The organism is Pararhizobium mangrovi (assembly GCF_006516965.1).
Lineage (GTDB): Bacteria > Pseudomonadota > Alphaproteobacteria > Rhizobiales > Rhizobiaceae > Pararhizobium_B > Pararhizobium_B mangrovi.
Genome location: NZ_VHLH01000007.1, coordinates 133,042 through 153,318, shown reverse-complemented (window position 1 = coordinate 153,318; position 20,277 = coordinate 133,042). Strand labels below are relative to the sequence as shown.

The 20,277-nt window shown below is 62.1% G+C and carries 17 protein-coding genes and 1 pseudogene; 2 read left to right on the top strand and 16 right to left on the bottom strand.

Annotated elements, in window-relative coordinates; genetic code table 11:
• Positions 1 to 87: 87 nt before the first annotated feature.
• The 16 genes and pseudogenes from FJU11_RS06165 to FJU11_RS06085 form a co-directional block, all read right to left on the bottom strand.
• The gene (locus tag FJU11_RS06165; protein ID WP_235890843.1) at positions 88 to 1,878 is read right to left on the bottom strand and encodes an ABC transporter substrate-binding protein; all 1,791 of its coding nucleotides are present in this window, start codon (positions 1,876 to 1,878) and stop codon (positions 88 to 90) included.
• A 70-nt stretch (positions 1,879 to 1,948) separates the two neighbouring features.
• Positions 1,949 to 2,236 (bottom strand): DUF2160 domain-containing protein, encoded by a 288-nt coding sequence (locus FJU11_RS06160; RefSeq protein ID WP_141166157.1) that lies wholly within the window; start codon positions 2,234 to 2,236, stop codon positions 1,949 to 1,951.
• Between the two features lie 19 nt (positions 2,237 to 2,255).
• Positions 2,256 to 3,140, bottom strand: coding sequence for a carbohydrate ABC transporter permease (locus FJU11_RS06155; protein WP_141166164.1), 885 nt, complete (start codon positions 3,138 to 3,140; stop codon positions 2,256 to 2,258).
• A 50-nt stretch (positions 3,141 to 3,190) separates the two neighbouring features.
• The gene (locus FJU11_RS06150; protein ID WP_141166156.1) at positions 3,191 to 4,057 is read right to left on the bottom strand and encodes a carbohydrate ABC transporter permease; all 867 of its coding nucleotides are present in this window, start codon (positions 4,055 to 4,057) and stop codon (positions 3,191 to 3,193) included.
• 4 nt (positions 4,058 to 4,061) lie between these two features.
• Positions 4,062 to 5,132 carry an ABC transporter ATP-binding protein gene (locus tag FJU11_RS06145; protein ID WP_141166155.1) on the bottom strand — a complete coding sequence of 357 codons (1,071 nt, stop codon included), beginning with the start codon at positions 5,130 to 5,132 and terminating at the stop codon, positions 4,062 to 4,064.
• 13 nt (positions 5,133 to 5,145) lie between these two features.
• The gene (locus FJU11_RS06140) at positions 5,146 to 6,228 is read right to left on the bottom strand and encodes an ABC transporter ATP-binding protein (protein WP_141166154.1); all 1,083 of its coding nucleotides are present in this window, start codon (positions 6,226 to 6,228) and stop codon (positions 5,146 to 5,148) included.
• A gap of 11 nt (positions 6,229 to 6,239) precedes the next feature.
• On the bottom strand, positions 6,240 to 7,811 hold the full coding sequence (gene glpD / locus FJU11_RS06135) for a glycerol-3-phosphate dehydrogenase (protein WP_141166153.1): 1,572 nt from the start codon (positions 7,809 to 7,811) through the stop codon (positions 6,240 to 6,242).
• Positions 7,812 to 7,892: 81 nt separating this feature from the next.
• Complete coding sequence (locus FJU11_RS06130; protein ID WP_141166163.1) at positions 7,893 to 8,693, bottom strand: DeoR/GlpR family DNA-binding transcription regulator; 801 nt, start codon at positions 8,691 to 8,693, stop codon at positions 7,893 to 7,895.
• 484 nt (positions 8,694 to 9,177) lie between these two features.
• Positions 9,178 to 10,236 (bottom strand): ABC transporter ATP-binding protein, encoded by a 1,059-nt coding sequence (locus FJU11_RS06120; protein ID WP_141166151.1) that lies wholly within the window; start codon positions 10,234 to 10,236, stop codon positions 9,178 to 9,180.
• A gap of 1 nt (position 10,237) precedes the next feature.
• Entirely contained in the window at positions 10,238 to 12,337 is a 2,100-nt protein-coding gene (locus FJU11_RS06115; RefSeq protein ID WP_141166150.1) for an ADP-ribosylglycohydrolase family protein, read from the bottom strand.
• Between the two features lie 13 nt (positions 12,338 to 12,350).
• A complete protein-coding gene (locus FJU11_RS06110) occupies positions 12,351 to 13,184 on the bottom strand; it encodes a carbohydrate ABC transporter permease (RefSeq protein ID WP_141166149.1) in 834 nt (277 codons plus the stop codon).
• On the bottom strand, positions 13,181 to 14,026 hold the full coding sequence (locus FJU11_RS06105; protein ID WP_141166148.1) for a carbohydrate ABC transporter permease: 846 nt from the start codon (positions 14,024 to 14,026) through the stop codon (positions 13,181 to 13,183). Before FJU11_RS06105 ends, FJU11_RS06110 begins: the two co-directional genes overlap by 4 nt.
• Before the next feature lie 97 nt (positions 14,027 to 14,123).
• Entirely contained in the window at positions 14,124 to 15,428 is a 1,305-nt protein-coding gene (locus tag FJU11_RS06100; RefSeq protein ID WP_141166147.1) for an ABC transporter substrate-binding protein, read from the bottom strand.
• A 21-nt stretch (positions 15,429 to 15,449) separates the two neighbouring features.
• Positions 15,450 to 16,463 carry a LacI family DNA-binding transcriptional regulator gene (locus FJU11_RS06095; protein ID WP_141166146.1) on the bottom strand — a complete coding sequence of 338 codons (1,014 nt, stop codon included), beginning with the start codon at positions 16,461 to 16,463 and terminating at the stop codon, positions 15,450 to 15,452.
• 347 nt (positions 16,464 to 16,810) lie between these two features.
• Positions 16,811 to 16,909: pseudogene (locus FJU11_RS18555) on the bottom strand (IS5/IS1182 family transposase); the annotation flags it as partial.
• 93 nt (positions 16,910 to 17,002) lie between these two features.
• Positions 17,003 to 17,872 carry a MurR/RpiR family transcriptional regulator gene (locus FJU11_RS06085; RefSeq protein WP_210242846.1) on the bottom strand — a complete coding sequence of 290 codons (870 nt, stop codon included), beginning with the start codon at positions 17,870 to 17,872 and terminating at the stop codon, positions 17,003 to 17,005.
• A gap of 86 nt (positions 17,873 to 17,958) precedes the next feature.
• Between FJU11_RS06085 and FJU11_RS06080 the strand changes: the two genes are divergently transcribed.
• On the top strand, positions 17,959 to 18,867 hold the full coding sequence (locus tag FJU11_RS06080; RefSeq protein ID WP_235890841.1) for an N-formylglutamate amidohydrolase: 909 nt from the start codon (positions 17,959 to 17,961) through the stop codon (positions 18,865 to 18,867).
• Positions 18,867 to 20,228: a glutamine synthetase family protein gene (locus FJU11_RS06075; protein WP_141166142.1), complete on the top strand. Its 1,362-nt coding sequence runs from the start codon at positions 18,867 to 18,869 to the stop codon at positions 20,226 to 20,228. The genes FJU11_RS06080 and FJU11_RS06075 overlap by 1 nt, the downstream gene beginning before the upstream one ends.
• The last annotated feature ends 49 nt before the right edge of the window (positions 20,229 to 20,277 follow it).

The window sequence follows — 20,277 nt, the reverse complement described above, 5'->3', positions numbered from 1 at the left end:
TCATCCGGTCCCTCCCTGGACTCTGAAGTCTCACAACCTCAGCATCCCCGGTCCGGACCGGATGGACAACCTAATGAAAGCTCACAGCTAGTTGCTCGTCTGCGTGCCCTTGGCGGATGTGTCCTGAGCGTTGGCCGAGCCGGAGGCGTCGTTGGAGTCCTGCCAGCTCTTGACCAGTTCGTCGTAGCCCACCGTTACCGGCTTCGGCTTCTCGTTGTCGAGCTTCGGCTGCGGCGAGAGGTTGCCCTCCTTCTTGGCGAGGTCTTGCCAGTATGCGACGTCGTGCTCGTCGTTCAGGTGCGGGCCGATGTCGCCCTGCACGCCGGCACGCTCGAGCCGCTCCATGATGCCTTCCTGCGCCGCGCACAGTGCGTCCATCGCCTCCTGCGTGGTTTTCGCGCCGGACGCCGCATCGCCGATGTTCTGCCACCACAGCTGCGCAAGCTTCGGGTAGTCCGGCACGTTGGTGCCCGTCGGCGTCCAGCGCACGCGCGCGGGCGAGCGGTAGAACTCGACGAGACCACCGAGCTTGTCGGCCCGATCGGTGAAGCTCTTGTCGTTGATCGTGGAGTCGCGGATGAAGGTGAGGCCGGTCTGGCTCTTCTTCACGTCCACGGTCTTCGAGGTGACGAACTGGGCGTAGAGCCAGGCAGCCTTCGCCCGGTCCTCCGGCGTCGACTTCATGAGCGTCCAGGAGCCGACGTCCTGATAGCCGAGCTTCTGGCCTTCATGCCAGTACGCCCCGTGCGGAGACGGAGCGATGCGCCATTTCGGCGTGCCGTCGTCATTGACGACCGGGAGGCCCTTCTTGACCATGTCGGCGGTGAAGGTCGTGTACCAGAAGGCCTGCTGGGCGATGTTGCCCTGTGCGGGCACCGGGCCGGCCTCGGAGAAGGTCATGCCTTGCGCTTCCGGGGGCGTATAGTCCTTGAGCCACTTCAGGTACTTCTCGATCGAATAGACGGCGGCCGGGCTGTTCGTTCCGCCGCCGCGCGCCATGCAGGAGCCGGTCGGCTGCGACTTCTCGTTGACGCGGATGCCCCATTCGTCGACCGGCTTGCCGTTCGGCAGGCCTCGGTCGCCCTCACCCGCCATCGAAAGCCAGGCGTCGGTGAAGCGCCAGCCGAGCGACGGGTCCTTCTTGCCGTAGTCCATGTTGCCATAGACCTTCTTGCCGTCGACTTTGGTGTTCGTGAAGAAGTCGGCGATGTCCTCGTAGGCCGACCAGTTGACCGGGACGCCGAGATCGTAGCCGTATTTCTGCTTGAAGGCGGCCTTGATCTTCGGGTCGTTGAACCAGTCGTAGCGGAACCAGTAGAGGTTGGCGAACTGCTGGTCGGGAAGCTGGTAGAGGTCCCCGTCCGGCGCGGTGGTGAAGGAAAGGCCGATGAAGTCCTTCAGGTCGAGCATCGGGTCGGTGACGTCCTTGCCCTCGTTCGCCATCCATTTCGTCAGGTCCCGCGCCTGCCCGTAGCGCCAGTGCGTGCCGATGAAGTCGGAATCGTTGACGTAGGCGTCGTAGAGGTTCTGACCCGTCTGCATCTGCGTCTGGATCTTCTCGACGACGTCGCCTTCCTGGATGACGTCGTGGATGACCTTGATGCCGGTGATCTTGGCGAACCACGGAGCAAGCGTCTTCGACTCGTAGGCGTGGGTGGTCAGCGATTCCGAGACGACGTGGATCTCCATGCCCTTGAAGGGCTTGGCGGCATCCACGTACCACTGCATCTGCTTTTCCTGATCGGCGCGCGACAGCGAGGACATGCCGCCGATCTCCTGGTCGAGGAACTGTTTGGCCTCGTCCATGCCGGCGAAGGCGTGCCCGGCCGTGGCCAGAAGCGCGATCGCCGTCGTCGTCGTAAGAAGGTGCTTTCGCATGGATCTCCTCCCATGGGGTTTGCGAAGCATAACGGACGCCGCGCGGTACGCGCGACGGTATCGACCCGGTCTAGACGAAGCGGAATACACCGATGGCGTAGACGATCGACAGGCCGAGGGCCCACCACAGGCTCGGACCAACGAGGCCGAGCCATGCGAGGTGAATGAAGGCTGCGCCGAGCAGCGACACGAAGAGACGGTCGCCGCGCGTCGTCTCGAAGTTGAGGATGCCGACGCGCGGTCCACCGCCCGGCGAGACCTTCTCCCATGCGCCCATCGCCAGGATCAGCGCGGCTATGACGAGGAAGAAGATGGCGGTCGGCCACGTCCAGGCCATCCATGTGAGATCGAGATTCATCAACGCGCTCCCTTCGACGCTAGACCCGCCCGAGCGCGAAGCCGCGGGCGATGTAGTTGCGTACGAAATAGATGACGATCGCACCGGGGATCAGCGTCAGCACGCCGGCTGCGGCGAGCAACCCCCAGTCGATGCCGGCGGCCGAAACCGTGCGCGTCATGACGGCGGCGATCGGCTTGGCGTTGACCGTCGTCAGCGTGCGGGCGAGCAGCAGTTCCACCCACGAGAACATGAAGCAGAAGAACGCCGCAACGCCGATGCCGCTCGCGATCAGTGGTATGAAGATCCGGATGAAGAAGCGCGGGAACGAATAGCCGTCGATATAGGCGGTCTCGTCGATCTCCTTCGGAATGCCCGACATGAAGCCTTCGAGGATCCACACCGCAAGCGGCACGTTAAAGAGGCAGTGCGCGAGCGCGACGGCGATGTGCGTGTCGATCATGCCGAAGGCGGAATAGAGCTGGAAGAACGGCAGCGCGAAGACCGCCGGCGGTGCCATGCGGTTCGTCAGCAGCCAGAAGAAGACGTGCTTGTCGCCGAGGAAGCGGTAGCGCGAGAAGGCGTAGGCGGCCGGCAGCGCGCAGGCGACGGAGATCACCATGTTCTCGACCACGTAGATGATCGAGTTCACGTAGCCCGAATACCACGAGCGATCGGTGAAGATCGTCACGTAGTTCTGCAGCGTCGGCTGTCGCGGGAAGAGCGTGAGCGAGGTGACGATTTCGTGGTTCGTCTTGAAGCTCATGTTCACGAGCCAGTAGATCGGCAGCATGAGGAAGACGATATAGATCGTCGGCACGAGCCACGACCAGCGCGCGCTCTCGCCGCGCTTGCGCATGCGCCGTGCCATCGCATCCGACGACGCACCGGAGGCCGCGTGGCCACCGGCCGGCGCATCGCGCATCACGCTTTCGCTTCGGTTCCGGGCGAGGCGTTCTTCGGAATTCACCATCGTTACTGCCTCGCCTCGTGGTTCGTCATCACGGTGTAGAAGACCCATGAGAGCGCAAGGATGATCAGGAAGTAGATGAGCGACATCGCCGCCGCCGGGCCGAGATCGAACTGGCCGAGCGCCATCTTCACGAGGTCGATCGATAGGACCGTCGTCGAGTTGCCCGGCCCGCCGCCGGTGACGACGAAGGGCTCCGTGTAGATCATGAAGGAGTCCATGAAGCGCAGGAGCACGGCGATCAGGAGCACGTGCTGGATCTTCGGCAGCTGGATGTAGCGGAAGACCGACCAGCGCGACGCGCCGTCGATGCGTGCGGCCTGGTAGAACGCGTCCGGAATGGAGACGAGCGCGGCGTAGCACAAGAGCACGACGAGGCTCGTCCAGTGCCAGACGTCCATGACGATCAGCGTGATCCAGGCGTCCACGGGATCGGAGACGTAATTGTAGTCGATGCCGATCGCGTCGACGGCCCAGCCGAGAAGGCCAATGTCCGAGCGTCCGAAGATCTGCCAGATCGTCCCGACGACGTTCCATGGAACGAGCAGCGGCAGCGCCATGAAGACGAGGCAGAACGGCACGCCGATGCCGCGCTTCGGCATGTTGAGCGCGACGAAGATACCGAGCGGCACCTCGATCGCCAGAATGAGCCCGGAAAAGATGAGGTTGCGCCCGAGCGCCGACCAGAAGCGCGGCGAATGCAGGATCTGCTCGAACCAGGCGGTGCCGGCCCAGAAGAAGACGTTCTGGCCGAAGGTGTCCTGTACCGAATAGTTGACGACGGTCATCAGCGGGATGACGGCCGAAAAGCCGACGAGCACGAGGACCGGAATCAGCATGAACCAGGCTTTCTGGTTGACGGTCTTATCCATGACGTCAGCCCTCCAGTTCCATGCGCCAGGAATCGGCGTAGAGATTGATGCCTGCGGGATCGAAGGTGACGCGCGGCTCCGCCGGGATCGTCTCGTTCTCCGGAACGACCGCCGCGATCGCGTGGGCGCCGAGATGCCCGCGCACGATGCGGTGGCGGCCGAGATCCTCCACGGTATCGATGGAAAACGGCATGCCATCGCGCGTCAGCCGCACGAATTCCGGGCGCACGCCGAGCTCGGTCTTCGCCTGCGGGCGCTCGCGCGGCGGAGCCGGCAGTGCGATCGCCTCGCCGTCGACATGCGCCGTGCCGCCGTCGAGCGTCACGGGCACGACGTTCATGCCCGGTGATCCAATGAAATAACCGACGAAAGTATGCTTCGGCCGTGCGAACAGCTCTTCCGGCGTGCCGATCTGGACGATCTCGCCGTCATACATGACGACGACGGTGTCGGCGAAGGTCAACGCCTCGGTCTGGTCGTGCGTGACGTAGACCATGGTATGGCCGAACTGGCGGTGAAGCTGCTTGAGCTGTGTGCGCAGCATCCACTTCATGTGCGGATCGATGACCGTCAGCGGCTCGTCGAAGAGGATTGCGGCGACGTCGGAGCGCACGAGCCCGCGCCCGAGCGAGATCTTCTGCTTCTGGTCGGCAGTCAGCCCACGCGCCTTGCGATGGGCGCGATCGCCGAGGTCGATCATGGCGAGGATTTCGTCGACGCGACGCTTGACGTCGGCTTCCGGCATCGTCCGGTTGCGCAAGGGGAAGGCGAGATTGTCGAAGACCGTCATCGTGTCGTAGATCACGGGAAACTGGAACACCTGCGCGATGTTGCGCTCCTGCGGCGAAAGCCGGGTGACGTCCTTGCCGTCGAAGAGGATCCGGCCCTCCGACGCCGTCACGAGGCCGGAGATGATGTTTAGGAGCGTCGTCTTTCCGCAGCCGGAAGGCCCGAGCAGCGCATAGGCGCCTCCATCGTGCCAGCTGTGATCCACCTCCTTCAGCGCGTAGTCGGCTTCGCTCTTCGGTGACGCGGTGTAGGTGTGCCGGATGTGGTCGAGATCGATGCGCGCCATGCCGCCCTCCCCCTCAGGCCGCCAGCCGTTCGCCGGGCCGCACGGCTTCGCCGTCGGACGCGAACAGCATGGTGTGGCGCGGATCGACGTAGACCTCGACCGTCTCGCCGATCTCGAGGACGTGGATGCCGGGCGCCAGCATGACCCAGCGCACATCCGCGAAATCGAGATGGACATAGGTCTCAGAACCGGTGATCTCCGTCACCGAGACCTTGGCCTTCAGCCCGACGGCCTCCGGCGTCTGCGGCGCGAGCGCCAGATGGTTCGGCTGGAAAGCGACCGTATAAGAGCCGTCCGCGGCAGAGCGAAGACGCTCGGGCACGGGCAGGTCGACCGCCTCGTCGATACGGAAACGATCGCCGCGCTTCACGACGTCGATCGTGTTCAGCGGCGGGTCGGCGAAGGTACGCGCCGTCAGGAGATCGCGCGGGCGGCGGAAGACGTCGACGGTCGGCCCGTACTGCGTCACGCGGCCTTCCGACAGCGTCGCGGTATTGCCGCCGAGGAGAAGCGCCTCGGAGGGTTCGGTTGTCGCGTAGACGAAGATCGCGCCGGATTCGGAAAAGATGCGCGGCAGTTCGGCGCGCAGTTCCTCGCGCAGCTTGTAGTCGAGATTGACGAGGGGCTCGTCCAGCAGCACGAGGCTCGCCTTCTTGATGAGGGCACGGGCGAGTGCGGTGCGCTGCTGCTGGCCGCCGGAAAGGGTAAGCGGCGTGCGATCGAGAAAGGGCGTCAGTCGCATGAGCTCGGCCGCTTCCCGAACCTCGCGGTCGAGCGTCGCCTTGTCGGCACCGGCGAGGCGCAGCGGCGAAGCGATGTTCTCGTAGACCGTCATCGCCGGGTAGTTGATGAACTGCTGGTAGACCATCGCCACCGAACGCTTCTGCACCGGGAGGCCGGTCACATCCTTGCCGTCGAAACGCACCGTTCCGCTCGTCGGCCGGTCGAGACCCGCCATCAGGCGCATCAGCGACGTCTTGCCGGAAAGCGTCGGACCGAGGAGCACGTTGAGCGTGCCGGTCTCGAAGGCGAGATCCGTCTCGTGAATATGGGTCTGCGATCCGACGATCTTGGTCACACGCTCCAGTTCGAGCATGCCGTTCCTCCCTAGACTCCACTCTCCTGCCGGAGAGTGCGCGCATCTTCCCCCTTGCGATACGCGTGCATGAAATTCGAAATGGCCTCTTCCGCAGCCGTGCCGGCGAGATGGAGGCCGAGCTTGGTGCGCCGCCACAGCACGTCTTCGAGCGTGCGGGCCCATTCGTGATCGATCAGGTAGCGGACTTCGGCCTCGCTCAGCCCGGCGCCAAAATCGCGGCCGAGATCACCGAGCGAGCGAGCGTTTCCGAGGACGGCGCGAGCTCGCGTTCCGTAGAGATCGACGAGGCGTACGGCCTCGCCTGGCGAAAGGAACGCGTAGTCCCGGCGAAGGGCCTCGATGGTCTCGTGAAGCGCTGCGGGCTCAAAATCGCCGCCCGGCAGCGGCACGCGCGCGGTCCATCCCGCCCCGTGCGCCCGACCTTCGTTCGCCGAGCGCCCGGACGCCCGATTCGAACCGAGCGGACCGGCAAGCCGGGCGAGCGCGTCTTCGGCGAGCACGCGATAGGTGGTGATCTTGCCGCCGAAGCAGTTGAGCAATGCCGCCCCGCCTGCCTCGGTAAGCGACAGCGTATAGTCGCGGGTTCCCTCCTGCGCCTTCTTCGCGCCGTCGTCATAGAGCGGGCGGACGCCAGAGAACGACCAGACGACATCCTCGCGGCGCACGGGCTTTTCGAAATAGGCGTTGGCGGCTTCGAGCAGGTAGCCGACTTCCTCTTCGGCGATCGTCGCCCGGCCGGGATCGCCGGAATAGTCGCGGTCCGTGGTGCCAAGCAGCGTGAATTCGCCCTGGTAGGGGATCGCGAAGACGATCCGCCCGTCCGTGTTCTGGAAGATATAGGCCCGGTCGTGATCGAAGAGACGGCGCGTCACCACGTGCGAGCCCTGCACGAGGCGCACCGAATCCGGGCCGTTGCGGCCGACGATCTCGTGATCGACGAGATCGACCCACGGGCCTGCGGCGTTGACGAGCGTGCGGGCGGTGACCGATCGCGTGGTGCCGTCTTCCGCATCGCGGAGTTCCAGAAGCCAGCCCCTGTCGGCCGGCCGCACGCGTTCGACCCGGGTGCGCACCATGATGTCGGCGCCCCGGTCGGCCGCATCGCGGGCGTTGAGGACAACGAGCCGCGTGTCGTCGACCTTGGCGTCGGAATATTCGAAACCCTTGTGGAATTCGTTTCGCAGCGGCGCACCGAGCGGACCGTCGAGGTCGACGGCGCACGATTTCGCCAGCGTTTCGCGTCCACCGAGATGATCGTAGAGGAAGAGGCCGAGACGCAGGAGCCATGCCGGACGCAGGCCCGAATGGTGCGGCAGCACGAAGCGCAAGGGACGCACGAGATGCGGCGCGATCGCGATCAGCACCTCGCGCTCCTTCAGCGCGTGGCGCACGAGCCGGAACTCGTACTGCTCAAGATAGCGCAGGCCGCCATGGATCAGCTTCGTCGACCACGACGACGTGCCCGAACCGAGGTCGTTCATCTCCGCCAGACCGACGCGGTATCCCCTGCCCGCCGCATCGCGCGCGATGCCGCAGCCATTGATTCCGCCGCCGATGACGAAGATGTCGTAGTCCACCATCTCCTCCGGTTTCGCCGCACGTGGGTTCCACGACGAAATCGGTCCGATCAAAGCCGAAACCAAAACACGCGTCAAACGAAATTAAAGCGACGACGCAAGAATCCGTTCGTCCTCCACCGGATCGTCTCCGGTCTGGATCAGCGCGACGTCGTGTTCCCGGCAGACGCCGACGATTGCATCCGGCGCGCGATCGGTCACGAAGGTGTTGATCTGCGAGAGATGGCCGATGCGCACCGGCGCCGAACGCGTGAATTTAGACGAGTCCGAGACGAGCACGACCTGCCGCGCGTTGCGGATGATCGCCTGGGTCACGCGCACCTCGCGATAGTCGAAATCGAGCAAAGTCCCGTCAGCGTCGATCGCCGAAGCGCCGATGATGGCGTAATCGACCCGGAACTGGCCGATGAAGTCGACGGCCGCCTCGCCCACGATACCGCCGTCCGAGGGCCGCACGACGCCGCCGGCGATCACGACCTCGATGTCGCCATACGGCCTGAGAAGCGTCGCGACGTTGATGTTGTTGGTGATTGCCATCAGCCCGGCCTTCTCACCGAGCCAGTGCGCGACGGCTTCCGTGGTCGTACCGATATTGATGAACAGCGAGGATTGGGCAGGGATAAGATCCGCCGTGGCGCGCCCGATGGCGGCCTTTTCCGACGCGGCGATGAGCTTTCGCGCCTCGTATTCGAGGTTCTCGACGCCGGAACTGACCTCCGCGCCGCCATGCGTCCGGCTCAGGAGACCCCGCTCGGTCAAGACGTTGAGATCCTTTCGGATCGTCTGCGCGGAGACCCGGTATTGCTCGACGAGGTCTTCGACCTCCACGCGACCGACCTGCTTGGCGCTGCGCAGGATCTTTTCTTGCCGTCCGCTCATCGAGATTCGTCTGAAAGCCATGGCGCGTTCGTCGTCCGGTTTCGTTTGACTTTCGTTTTGGGTAAAAGATGGCAGAAACTCGCGGAGAATGCCAACGCGATCTGGTGGACGTCATGTCGCTGCCCGGCCGTCGAACGCATCGGGAAAGCAGGTAGAACGGCGGAAGGCTCTGTTCGCGACGCAGGCAGAAAAGACGAAGCCGGGTCTTGCCTGCCTTGCCCCTCCATCCGCGATAAAGGTGGCCTGCCCTTACTGAAACATCCTCCATGAGGTATGGTTTTCGAGCCATCGGAGGACGTGAGCGTGCCGAACGAGAAGCGCAGGCTGAAGAGATCGTCGGGAAGCTTCGCCGGGTCGATGTCCTGGTTTCGCAAGGCCGGAGCGTCAGCGAGGCAGCCCGCGCAATCGGCTCGCCAGGCCATTTTTTCTGTTGGAGCGGCAGAACCGGGTCGTCTTTATCGTCGACGAAGGGTGCGCCTCAATCCGCGCTTCAAGCGATACGCATGCCGTCTCGACGTTGGAAGGCATGAAACGCGCCGACATCGAGTTGCATCGCTACGGTCGATCCGATGGTGAAGGCCGGACGTTGTCTGAGGACGACCGAGACGTGCTGCTGCCCATACCGGATCTCGACGAAAGTCTCCGAACCGGTGGGCTCGATATTTTCGACTGTCGCCTGCAGAGCGCCATCGTTCGAAAGCCCGATCTCTTCCGGACGTTTGCCGATGAGGATTTCATCTCCCTGCGAAAGTCCTGCAGGCGGAGCGATCCCGGAATCGATGCCGGTTTCGAGCACCATGCGACCATCGCGAACGGTGGCCGGAAAGAGGTTCATCGCGGGCGAGCCTATGAATTGCGCGACGAAGGCGTTGTTGGGCCGATCGTACAATTCGAGCGGCGTTCCCATCTGCCGAATGCAGCCAGCCTCCATGACGATGATGCGATCGGCCATGGTCATGGCTTCGATCTGGTCGTGCGTCACGTAGATCATCGTCGTCCCGAGCTTGCGATGCAGCGACTTGATCTCGCCGCGCATCTGCACCCTGAGCTTGGCATCGAGGTTGGAGAGCGGCTCGTCGAAGAGGAAGATCTGCGGATTGCGAACGATCGAGCGCCCCATCGCGACGCGCTGACGTTGGCCGCCCGACAAAGCTTTCGGCTTGCGCTGGAGAAGCGGAACGAGGCCGAGGATCTCGGCAGCTCTTTCGACCTTCTGCTTTTTCTCTTCCTTCGAGGCACCGGCCAGCGTCAACGAAAACGCCATGTTCTCTTCGACCGTCATATGCGGATAGAGAGCGTAGTTCTGAAAGACCATGGAAATATCGCGCTGCTTCGGCGGCAGATCGTTTACCGCCCGGCCACCGATCGCGATCTCGCCTCCGGAAATGTCTTCAAGGCCGGCGATCATGCGCAGGAGCGTGGACTTGCCGCAGCCGGAGGGACCGACCAGCACCACGAACTCGCCGTCGGCTATCTCCGCGTCGATACCGCGAACCACTTCGACGGCACCGAACCGTTTAACGACCTTATTGAACGTAAGACCCGCCATATCAGGCCCCCTCGATCGGTCGAAGACGGAACCCGGTGGAGGAAAGCGCTCCTTCGTAGACAAGCATACCGGCGGCACCATCGGCGAACGATCGGTCACTGGCTTCCACGGATGCGTCGCCAATTCGCGCATGGATATGCTCGCCGTGGACGCTCGCCTTCAGAACGAAAGAGCTTTCGAAGCCGATGTCGCAAGGCGTCGACGCGAGGATCTCGCACTGCTCGTCTCTCTGGCGACGGATCTGCAATTCTCCGTCTCTCGTCACACAGGCGAGGTAGTAGCGACGTTGACCCTGGACCCGCAGGACGACGCCGCCGAGGTCACCGAGATGCAGCATCAAGTCCGCCTCGACGGTGTAATCCGTCCAGCTCCGTCCACCCTGGTGGATCATGCCGGCGCCGCGGTTCTGGCTAATACGGATATCCTGCGGAAAATGCTTGGAGAAGAAATGAACATTGCTGACCCACGCGCGGCGCCAGAAATCGCCATCCCCTTCCGGCCGTTGGAACGTGACGTCCGGACAGCCCGACCACGACAGTGAATCGATCAGCACACGACCACCGCTCCGGCCTTCGTCCGTCGTCAGGACAATGCCGATTTCGGCGATCGGCTGCCCTCCGGTCCGAGGCACGGTCCACTCCAGTGCGCCCGATCGACCGGGTGACAGGACAATGGCGTCGGACGCATCGAGATCGACCAGTTCGTCCTTCCCGTCGTAATGGCGCAGCCGAAGGCGTGCATTCACCGGGCCTGTATTGTCGGCAGCAGCGCTCACCTTCGCCTTCAGCACCTGTGCCGCATGAATGCGCGGACTGGCCATCAGATCGTAAGTCCTCATTCGCGTCACTTCTTTCGGCGTGAAGACCGGCGTCGTGGCAGCCGCTTCGCGCCCGGGCGCCAAAGCGGAGAAATCGATTGCCAGCGCGTTGCCCGTACCGAAAACCTTCAAGTCCGCGACGGAGGTTCGGCTCGTTTGAGCCCGGAATCCCTGGACCGAGCCCGGAAGCATGAAGTGAAACTGCGCGCCGTTCTTCGGTGCCGGCATTGCGGCCTCGCCGGCCAGTTTGCGTCCGAGATCGGCAAGCCAGAGCGATACCTCCACGGCATCGGTCACCGAGCGCCCGCCATCGGCAGTCGAGATGTACAGGCGATCTGCCACCGGGCCGCGCCAGTCCGGTCCGGCATCGAGACCCTCCAGCCCGAGCATGATGCCGTGAAGGCAGCCGAGATTGCCGGCGTTGCAATCGGTATCCCAGCCCGAGGTATTGACGATCGTCTGGCCGCGCTGGAAATCGTGCGGCGCATGCAGGAGCGCCATGATCATCAGCGCATGATTGGGGATGACATGGCAATTGCCGGGATATTTGTCGTACCCGTAATTGTCCTCGATACGCTGCCGGGTCTGCTCCCAGTCTTCGTTGCCCGACGTCCATCGCCGAATATCCGCGACCAGTCTCGCGACGAGACTGTCTTTCGGAATGAAGGAAAGCCCCGTGTCGAGAAGGTGGTTCACGTCGCGACTGACGAAGGCTTCCGCCTCCATCGCCGCCCACAGGACTGCAGCGTTGACCGATTCCCCGTCGTGACTGACCGATCCGGCCGCCCGAGCGAGTTTCGCCGCGCCTTCCGGATTGCCGGGCGAAACCAGTGCCCAGCCGTCGATGAAGATCTGCGCTCCGATCTGTTCGGCCACGGTCGTGCCATTGACCTCGATGGAGCCGGATGCCGGCGCCGGGATACCGCGGGAAAGATTGAGCCATGCCGTATGCTCGGTCGAGTTGCCCGCGCCGCCCCACCACAGGATCGAACGCTCCTCGATGATGTAGTTCAGCCAGGCGCGACCGATATCCTCGGCGCATAGATCCGCCGATACGCCGTAATCGTCGAGGGCGCGTGGAAACGTGAAGGTTCCGGCGAGATCGTCGTCGGTGACGACCAGTGGATCGCCGAGCTGCTCGTGAACGTAGTAGGTGATCGGACCGAGCTTTTCGAGAATATCCCGGTAACGCCAGTTCTCGAATGGCCGGCCGAGATAGACGCCGATCATCTTGCCGAGGACACCGGCGTAGACGCGATCGAGATAGTCGGATGGAACGGGCATGGGAAAGCTCCTTTCAGCCCTTCACCGAGCCGCCGGCCATGCCTTCGATGAAGCGGCGCTGCAGCAGGACAAAGAGGATCACGATGGGAAGAACGATGATCAGGGCGGCAGCCATGATCTCACCCCAGTCAGACGAATACTGACCGGAAAGAAGAAAGAAGGAGACGACGGCGGTCAGCCTGTCTTGTCCCTGAAGGAAGGTCGTCGCGATGAGGAACTCGTTCCAGGAATAAAGACCGATGATCAGGGCGATCGTCATGATCCCTGGGGATACGATGGGCAGGAACACCCGTCTGAACACCTGCCAATGGGTCGCCCCATCGATGAGTGCGGCTTCCTCGAGCTCTTTCGGCACCGCCAGGAAGTAGGTGCGCAGAAGCATGATCGCGAATGGCGAATAGACGGCCGTATAGATGAAGGCGACGGCGATCGGATTGTTGATGAGGCCGAGACGGGCAAAGCCGAAATAAAGCGGAAAGAGGAAGAGCTGGATCGGCGCCGTGGTCGAGGCAAGCAGATAGAACGTCAGGATCTTCCACGCTTTTATCTTCCGGCGTGCGAGGACGTAGGCGGTCAACGAACCCGTGGTGCAGACGAGGACGATCGTCATCGCGGTCAGCACGGCCGAGTTGAGCAGCGTGCGGGCGAAATTGGCATCGCGCCAGGCATTGGCGAAATTGTCCCACCGCAACCGCGAAGGCCAGGCGAGCGGATTTTGAACGATCTCGGAAGACGCCTTAAGCGAGTTCAGCACCATCAGCGCGATCGGCAGGAGCGTGATGAACAGCAGGATGCCGAGGGTCGCGTAGACGATCGTGTAGGTAATGCGACTTTCGGAAAGCCTCATTGATCGAACTCCTTCGCCTGCGCGCGGATGTAGAAGACGGTCGCTAGGAGTCCGAACAAGCTGATGACGACCGATATCGCCGCTGCCTTGCCGACAGCGAGATCGTAGAAAGCCGATCGATAGGCGAAGGTGGAAAGCACTTCCGATGAAAAGGCCGGACCGCCCTGCGTGAGGATATAGACGAAGTCGAACACGAGAAACGACCAGATGACGGTCATGATCATCATCAGAGTGATGGTCGGCTTGATACCCGGAAGAAGCACGTAGCGGATCGTCTGAAGGAATGTCGCGCCCTCGACGCGCGCAGCCTCGACCTGTTCGGCAGGTACCTGGCGAAGGGCTGCGAAGAATATGACGCAGAGGAACCCCCACCAGTGCCAGAGGTCGACCGTTGCGATGCCGTAGAGCGCAGTGGAGGTGTGCGTCAGTGGATTGACGACATCGAAGCCGGCGCGTTGCATGAGGCCGGCGATACCGGTCACCGGCGAATAGATCATGCCCTGCCAGACCCGCCCGGTGATCGCGGTCGCGATGACGATCGGCAGGAAATAGACCATTTGGAAGAAGCTGGAACCGCGGCGAGCGACGAGCAGCATGGTGGCGGCGAGCAGCCCCATCGCGATCGGTATCGTAAGGAAGATCAGGGTCCAGATGATGTTGTTCGTCAACGCCGTCCAGAATACGCCGTCGTCCCACAGAGCGCGGAAATTGTCGAAACCAACGAAGACCGGCGAGCTGACACCGTCCCATTCGAAAAAGGCCAGCACGACAGTCAGCAGCGCCGGAATGGCGATGATGACGGCATTGATGATCAACGTCGGCAGGACGTAAAGCCGATGCATGAGGTGAACTTTCGGGTTTATGCGGTCCGGGTGTCTTCGAGGGTTGAACCGTGTCGGAAGGCGCGAACCGGCAGTGCGCCCTCCGACACGAATCCGACTATCGTGCCGGGATCGAAGGCACCTTGCCCGCCTTCTTCTCACGCTGGAACGTCTCGTCCAGCTTGGACAGGAAATCCTCGGTGCTGATCTTGTCGAGCCAAACCTGCTCGATACCGTTGATCAGGTAGCTGTCCGTGGCCGGCGGCAGGAATGTCCAGGTGGTATAGCCGTAGTTTCCGTCCTTCACCGCCGTGGAAAGGGTCTTCATGGTTTGCGTGAAGAGGGGCGTGACCTCGTCCGTCATCTCGGCCTTCGAGAGATCCTTCAACGGGATGTTCCATTCCCCCTGCCACGCCGAATTCATCGAACCGTACACCTTCGGCGAAAAGACGAAATTGATGAGCGCGGCCGCACCGTCGGGATCGCTGGACTTGCTGGCGATCGAGAAGGTGGAACCGATACCAAGCGGAAAGACCGGATCGCCGGATGCGCTCGGAAATCCCACGAAGCCCGCCGTCGAACCGTCCTTCTTCCCGTAGAGTGTGACGTTCTGGAACTGCCATGTGCCGGTCGGCATCATGCCGGCACGTCCGGAGGCCATCATGTCGGCCGCTTGTTCGGAACTCGTCAAAGAGAAGTAATTCTTGCCGAAGTAGCCATCTTCCCACCAGGACTTCAACCGGTCGATCGATTTGACGAAGGGCTCCGCGGTCCAGGGCATATCGCCGCGCAACGCCTTGTTGAGATTTTCCGGACCGGCGACCGCATTCAGCGCAAGCGTGACGAACCATTCGTTCGCTCCGCGCCAATCGGCATTGCCCGCCGCGAAGGGCGTGATGCCGGCATCCTTCATCTTGGCGGCCAGTGCCTCCAGCTCGTCGAGGCTCTTCGGCGGCGTCCAACCGTGCTTGTCGAACAACGTCTTGTTGTAGAAAAGTCCAACCGTCTCGTAGGTTTTCGGCAAAGCGTACAGCTTGCCGTTGTACCGCCCCATCTCGAGGAAGACCTTCAGGATCCGGTCGTTCCAGCCATATTTCGAGGCATAATCGTCAAGCGGAAGAAGCTGTCCGGCATCGGCCATCGGAGCGACGTAACTCGGGCCGGCTGTGTAGACGACATCCGGGCCGTTGCCGGCAAGCAGTGCCACGCGCAATTGCTTGTCGATTTCGTTGCCGCGATAATCGATGGACAGATTATACTTCGGGTTCGCCTTGTCGAACGGCTCGACGATATTGTCCTGGATAAGCTTCTGCTGAGCGGGCGTCGCCTGCTCGTACCACCAGGTGACGCGATCCTGGGCGTTTGCGGCATGAACCGCACCGAGCATCGCGACGGCTGCAATCAGATAGAGTTTCGTCTTCATTGGTACCTCCCATGATGGTGTCTAATGCGGTCTGGAAACCGAGGCGCGTATCATCAGCTCGAAGCCCATCTCCTCGCCCCGGCCGGGATCGGTCTTGCCGTTCACGAGGCGCGTCAGGAGAATATGAGCGGCACGGGCCCCCAACCGGTCCTGAAACTGACCGACAGTCGTCAAAGGCGGCGTCACCAGAGCGGAAGCGGGAATATTGTCGAAGCCGGCAACCGAAACGTCGTCCGGCACTAGGAGGCCGCGCTCGGTAAGCGCTTGAATAGCGCCGATCGCGATCAGATCGTTGGCGGCGACGATCGCAGTCGGCTGCGGACCGGAATCGAGCAAGCGGTTGGTCGCGCCGGACCCGGCATCGACCGTGAAATTCGCTGCGTCCACAATACACGGCTCCGCACCGATTTCGGCCATGGCCTTGAGATAGCCCTGCAAGCGCACGCGTTGTGGCCCTCTCGGTGCGACAATCATGGCAATGCGCCGATGGCCGAGTTCCACCAGATGGGTCGTCAAGGCGCGTGCCGCGGCCTCGTTATCGATAAAGAGATCGTCGATCGGCAGTGGGCCTCCGATTTTCCGATCGACCTCGATCCGAACGATCGGGACGCCCGCCAAACTCGCCGGAGCGAGATCCCTGGCACCGAGGTTGAAGAATACGCCGACGATACCGTCGAAGCGGCCGTTCTGGGCGGATCGAACCACCTGCTCTTCGTTCGCGACTTCGCCTTCGGTATCGATCGTGATGACGTCATACCCGGCATCTCGTGCCACCTTCTGCACGGAAACGACCAGCGAGGGATAAAAGGGATTCGTGAGATCGGGAACGATACATGCGATGACGAACGTACGCTGCGTACGCAGGGCCTGTGCGAAACGGTTGGGTCGATAGTTGAGGTCCGCAATCGCAGCCTCTACGCGCTCGACCGTCTCCGCCGAGATCTTGTCTCGCCCGCCATTGAGCACGAGCGACACCGTGGCCTGCGTAACCCCTGCCCGTTCGGCCACCTGTCGCTGCGTAACAGAACGACGCACTTGCAACCTCATTTATACGTATTACCGCACATTGCTACGTATGAATTCGGCGGTCAAGAGAAATGCGTCTCCACGACAGTGTGGTTCGCCTGGAGATCGACGATAGGCCCGAAGCCTGCAAACATCAGCACCACCGTCGGTCGGCGCGACGAGCTGAAGCCTTCCGACTTCTTCATTGATAACGACCGGCTGATCTTAGGTACGCCAGCGATGAAGAGACGGAATGAAGCCATGAGGAGTTCTCCTTCAAACGAGAACAAGGACGCGTCGACAAAGTCTCTGAACCACAAGCGTATGGCGGCGATGTGGACGAAGCCGAGGCAACTTGAAGCGGACTTGTGGTAGCGTGTCATGTCGCTGGCGTTGCCAGCCATCGCCATCGGCCCGTAGGGCCGCCCGATGACGTCGGTGAGCGCGTGAACCCTTGTCGTCCAGCCCCTGCGCGAGCGCTGCACGATCGTCCCGTTCGTCTCGATCTGTCGGTAATCGACGACCTCGCCGCGCTCAACCTTCGGGCCGCGGCGTCCGGCAAACGCGCATCACGATCTACGAAACAGGTTCATCCGATCGAAGAGGTCTTCGAGCCGGTCGTAACGCGCGCGCGCTCGCGGCCAGTTCTCTTCCTGTATCGCCGCGATCATGGCTTCGAGCAGGAGCATCGTTGCAACGTTGGAGTCCCACGCGGACGGAATCTCCACCCAGCAATTGAACGTATAATCCGCCCAGTCCGCAACCGGGCTCGTCCACTGGTCGGTGATGAGAACCACCTGTACGCCTTCCCGGGTTGCCTGTTCGGCCAGGCGCATCAACCCGGCATCGTAACGGCGTATGTCGAACACGAGGAGGACGTCGCCCTTCTGCATGTCCAAGACGTAGTGGGGCCATGTCGCGGAAACCGACGTCATGTGCGTCGTGTGCTCTCGCACAGCCTGAAAATGCGTGAACGCATAGGTGGCCAAAGACTGGGTGATGCGGCCACCGACCACGTAGAGATGCGAACTCGTTTCCGCCATCGCTTTAACGGCAGCATCGAATTGAGCGCTGTCTATGTTCGCGAAAGTCTGCTCGAGATTTCGCATGACGGTCTCGGTAAAGCGGTTGAGCTGGTGCGTTTCAGGCGCCTCGGAGGCCCATTTCGCCCGCCGCTCGGTCGGCCCAAGTGCCTTTGCCTCCAGCTCCTGCAGCAAGGCATGATGAAACGGCGGATAGCCCGTAAAGCCGAGTTTGTTGATCATACGTGCAACGGTGGGAACCGAAACGTTCGCATTCCGAGCGGCAGCCGTGATCGACGTCAGGCCGGCCGAGGGATAGTTGTCCAGCAGCGCCTGCGCGAATTTCCGCTCGGACGGCGTCAACGACGTATAATTGGTGCGGATCAATTCCCGGACGGTAACGGAACTCTTCGGCACGTTTCTGCTCTCCATTCTTCGATACCCCCTCGCGGCAGCGCCAGCACCACCATTCGATAAGCTTTTTCAAACCGCCTGAAAATAATTTGACACAATCGAACCCTTGTGGAAAATTCTTTCCCAAGGCTCCCGCGTGGTATCCGCGAGCCCTTGGGGATCGAATGATCGCAAACATGACGAGCGAGACGGAAACACCTTTCGACGAGCTTCCCGAGGTTCTATTTCGGGACGCTGAAGGCCCGGGGTTGATCGTATGCGAACACGCTTCAAACTGGATTCCGGCCCGCTATAACCGCCTCGGTCTCGATTCCCTAGCACTCGATAGTCACGCGGCCTGGGATCCCGGCGCTCGCGACATCGCGGTCAAGCTTTCGCGAAGGTTGCATTCACCGATGGTGGCCGCTCGCGTCTCGCGCCTCGTTTACGACTGCAATCGTCCGCCCGAAGACAAAAGCGCCATACCTCACTCCTCAGAGACGATCGCCGTTCCGGGCAATCGCAATCTCGATGTCGCCGGTCGGAGAGAGCGGACGCAGAGTGTCTATCAACCGTTTTGCGATGCCGTCGAAAGCGTCATCGACGAGCGTCGCGCGGCCGGCCGCGCGACGGTGCTGATTACCGTCCACAGCTTCACCCCGCTTTGGTTCGGCATGCCGCGCGAGACCCATATTGGTATTCTCCACGACGAAGACAGCCGCATGGCTGATGCGATGCTGGCCCGTGCTTCCGCCCTGCCAAACCGGATCGTCGGTCGTAACGACCCCTACGGCGCGGCGGACGGCGTCACGCATTCTCTGCGTCGCTACGGTTTGAAGCACGGGCTGGCGAACGTGATGATCGAGATCCGAAACGACCTCCTCAGATCGGAAGACGACAGGATCGGCATCGTCGAAGAGCTTTTATTTCTGTTGCGCCCTGCTTTGGCCGAGATGCGTTCCGACGTTCGCCTCCACGAAACGTGCAGTTCCACCAGTTCCACGGACGGAGATTGTTGATGCCCGCTGTCCTTCCTTTCGAGGATCTCAAAGCGCGCGTTGCAGCCGGTGAAATCGATACCGTGCTCGCCTGTCTCGTCGACATGCAGGGCCGGCTGATGGGCAAACGCTTTCACGCCGAACACTTCGTCGAAAGCGCATGGGAGGAAACGCATTGCTGCAACTACCTTCTGGCCACCGATTTGGAGATGGCGACCCCTGACGGCTACGCCGCGACGAGCTGGCAGGAGGGGTATGGCGACTACGTCATGAAGCCCGACCTCGACACTCTTCGGCCTTTACCCTGGCTCGAAGGCACCGCCCTCGTTCTGTGCGACGTCCTCGACCACCATACGCACGAAGAGATCGCGCATTCGCCGCGCGCCATGCTCAAGCGCCAGCTCAAGCGGTTGGCCGACATGGGTTATCAAGCGATGACGGCAACCGAACTGGAGTTTTTCCTGTTCGAAAAAAGCTTCGAGGAAATTCGGAAGTCGGGCTATCGCGATCTGCAGCCGATCTCGGGCTACAACGAGGATTACCATATCCTTCAGACCACGAAGGAAGAACACGTCATGCGCCCGGTGCGCAACCATTTGCGGCGTGCGGGAATTCCGGTCGAAAACAGCAAGGGCGAGGCTGAATCCGGCCAGGAAGAGCTGAACGTCAGATATGCGGAAGCCCTCGCGACCGCCGACCATCACACCATCGCCAAACACGCGATCAAGGAAATTGCCTGGGCGCAAGGCCATGCTGCAAGTTTCCTGCCGAAATGGCACCACTCCCGGGTCGGCTCCTCGAGCCACGTTCATCAATCGCTCTGGAAGGATGGGCAGGCTGCCTTTTACGATCCGGACGACCGCCTCGGGATGTCCCCGTTGATGAAGGCCTATATGGCCGGCCTCCTGAAATACGCACCAGATTATACTTATTTCCTGGCACCCTACGTCAATAGCTACAAGCGATTTGTCAAAGGCAGCTTTGCGCCCACGCGCGTGGTCTGGTCCGTGGACAACCGCACTGCCGGCTTCCGGCTGTGCGGGACCGGGACCAAGGCGCTCCGCGTCGAGTGCCGGATCGGCGGGTCCGACCTCAACCCGTATCTCGCGACGGCGGCCATGCTCGCAGCCGGCATTGCGGGCATCGAGGAAAACCTGTCCCTCGCTCCGGCCAGCGACGGGGACGCCTATGCCGGCGAGACCGGCCGCATTCCGTGCAATCTGCGTGACACCCGACAGACGATGATGGAGTCGTCCATGCTTCGCGACGCTTTCGGCAACGGGGTTATCGACCATTACGCACGCGCTGCGGAGGTCGAACTGGATGATTTCGAGCGCGTCGTCACGGATTACGAAATCGCACGTGGCTTCGAACGTGCCTGACGAGGCGCCGTCGGCTTCGACCGGCGCGCGGCTGTCCAACAGGCGAATG

What these genes read in the sequence shown, in the direction of transcription:
- FJU11_RS06165 (WP_235890843.1), bottom strand. Translation starts at nt 1,878, where the DNA reads ATGCGAAAGCACCTTCTTACGACGACGACGGCGATCGCGCTTCTGGCC.
- FJU11_RS06160 (WP_141166157.1), bottom strand. Translation starts at nt 2,236, where the DNA reads ATGAATCTCGATCTCACATGGATGGCCTGGACGTGGCCGACCGCCATC.
- FJU11_RS06155 (WP_141166164.1), bottom strand. Translation starts at nt 3,140, where the DNA reads ATGCGCGATGCGCCGGCCGGTGGCCACGCGGCCTCCGGTGCGTCGTCG.
- FJU11_RS06150 (WP_141166156.1), bottom strand. Translation starts at nt 4,057, where the DNA reads ATGGATAAGACCGTCAACCAGAAAGCCTGGTTCATGCTGATTCCGGTC.
- FJU11_RS06145 (WP_141166155.1), bottom strand. Translation starts at nt 5,132, where the DNA reads ATGGCGCGCATCGATCTCGACCACATCCGGCACACCTACACCGCGTCA.
- FJU11_RS06140 (WP_141166154.1), bottom strand. Translation starts at nt 6,228, where the DNA reads ATGCTCGAACTGGAGCGTGTGACCAAGATCGTCGGATCGCAGACCCAT.
- glpD (WP_141166153.1), bottom strand. Translation starts at nt 7,811, where the DNA reads ATGGTGGACTACGACATCTTCGTCATCGGCGGCGGAATCAATGGCTGC.
- FJU11_RS06120 (WP_141166151.1), bottom strand. Translation starts at nt 10,236, where the DNA reads ATGGCGGGTCTTACGTTCAATAAGGTCGTTAAACGGTTCGGTGCCGTC.
- FJU11_RS06115 (WP_141166150.1), bottom strand. Translation starts at nt 12,337, where the DNA reads ATGCCCGTTCCATCCGACTATCTCGATCGCGTCTACGCCGGTGTCCTC.
- FJU11_RS06110 (WP_141166149.1), bottom strand. Translation starts at nt 13,184, where the DNA reads ATGAGGCTTTCCGAAAGTCGCATTACCTACACGATCGTCTACGCGACC.
- FJU11_RS06105 (WP_141166148.1), bottom strand. Translation starts at nt 14,026, where the DNA reads ATGCATCGGCTTTACGTCCTGCCGACGTTGATCATCAATGCCGTCATC.
- FJU11_RS06100 (WP_141166147.1), bottom strand. Translation starts at nt 15,428, where the DNA reads ATGAAGACGAAACTCTATCTGATTGCAGCCGTCGCGATGCTCGGTGCG.
- FJU11_RS06075 (WP_141166142.1), top strand. Translation starts at nt 18,867, where the DNA reads ATGCCCGCTGTCCTTCCTTTCGAGGATCTCAAAGCGCGCGTTGCAGCC.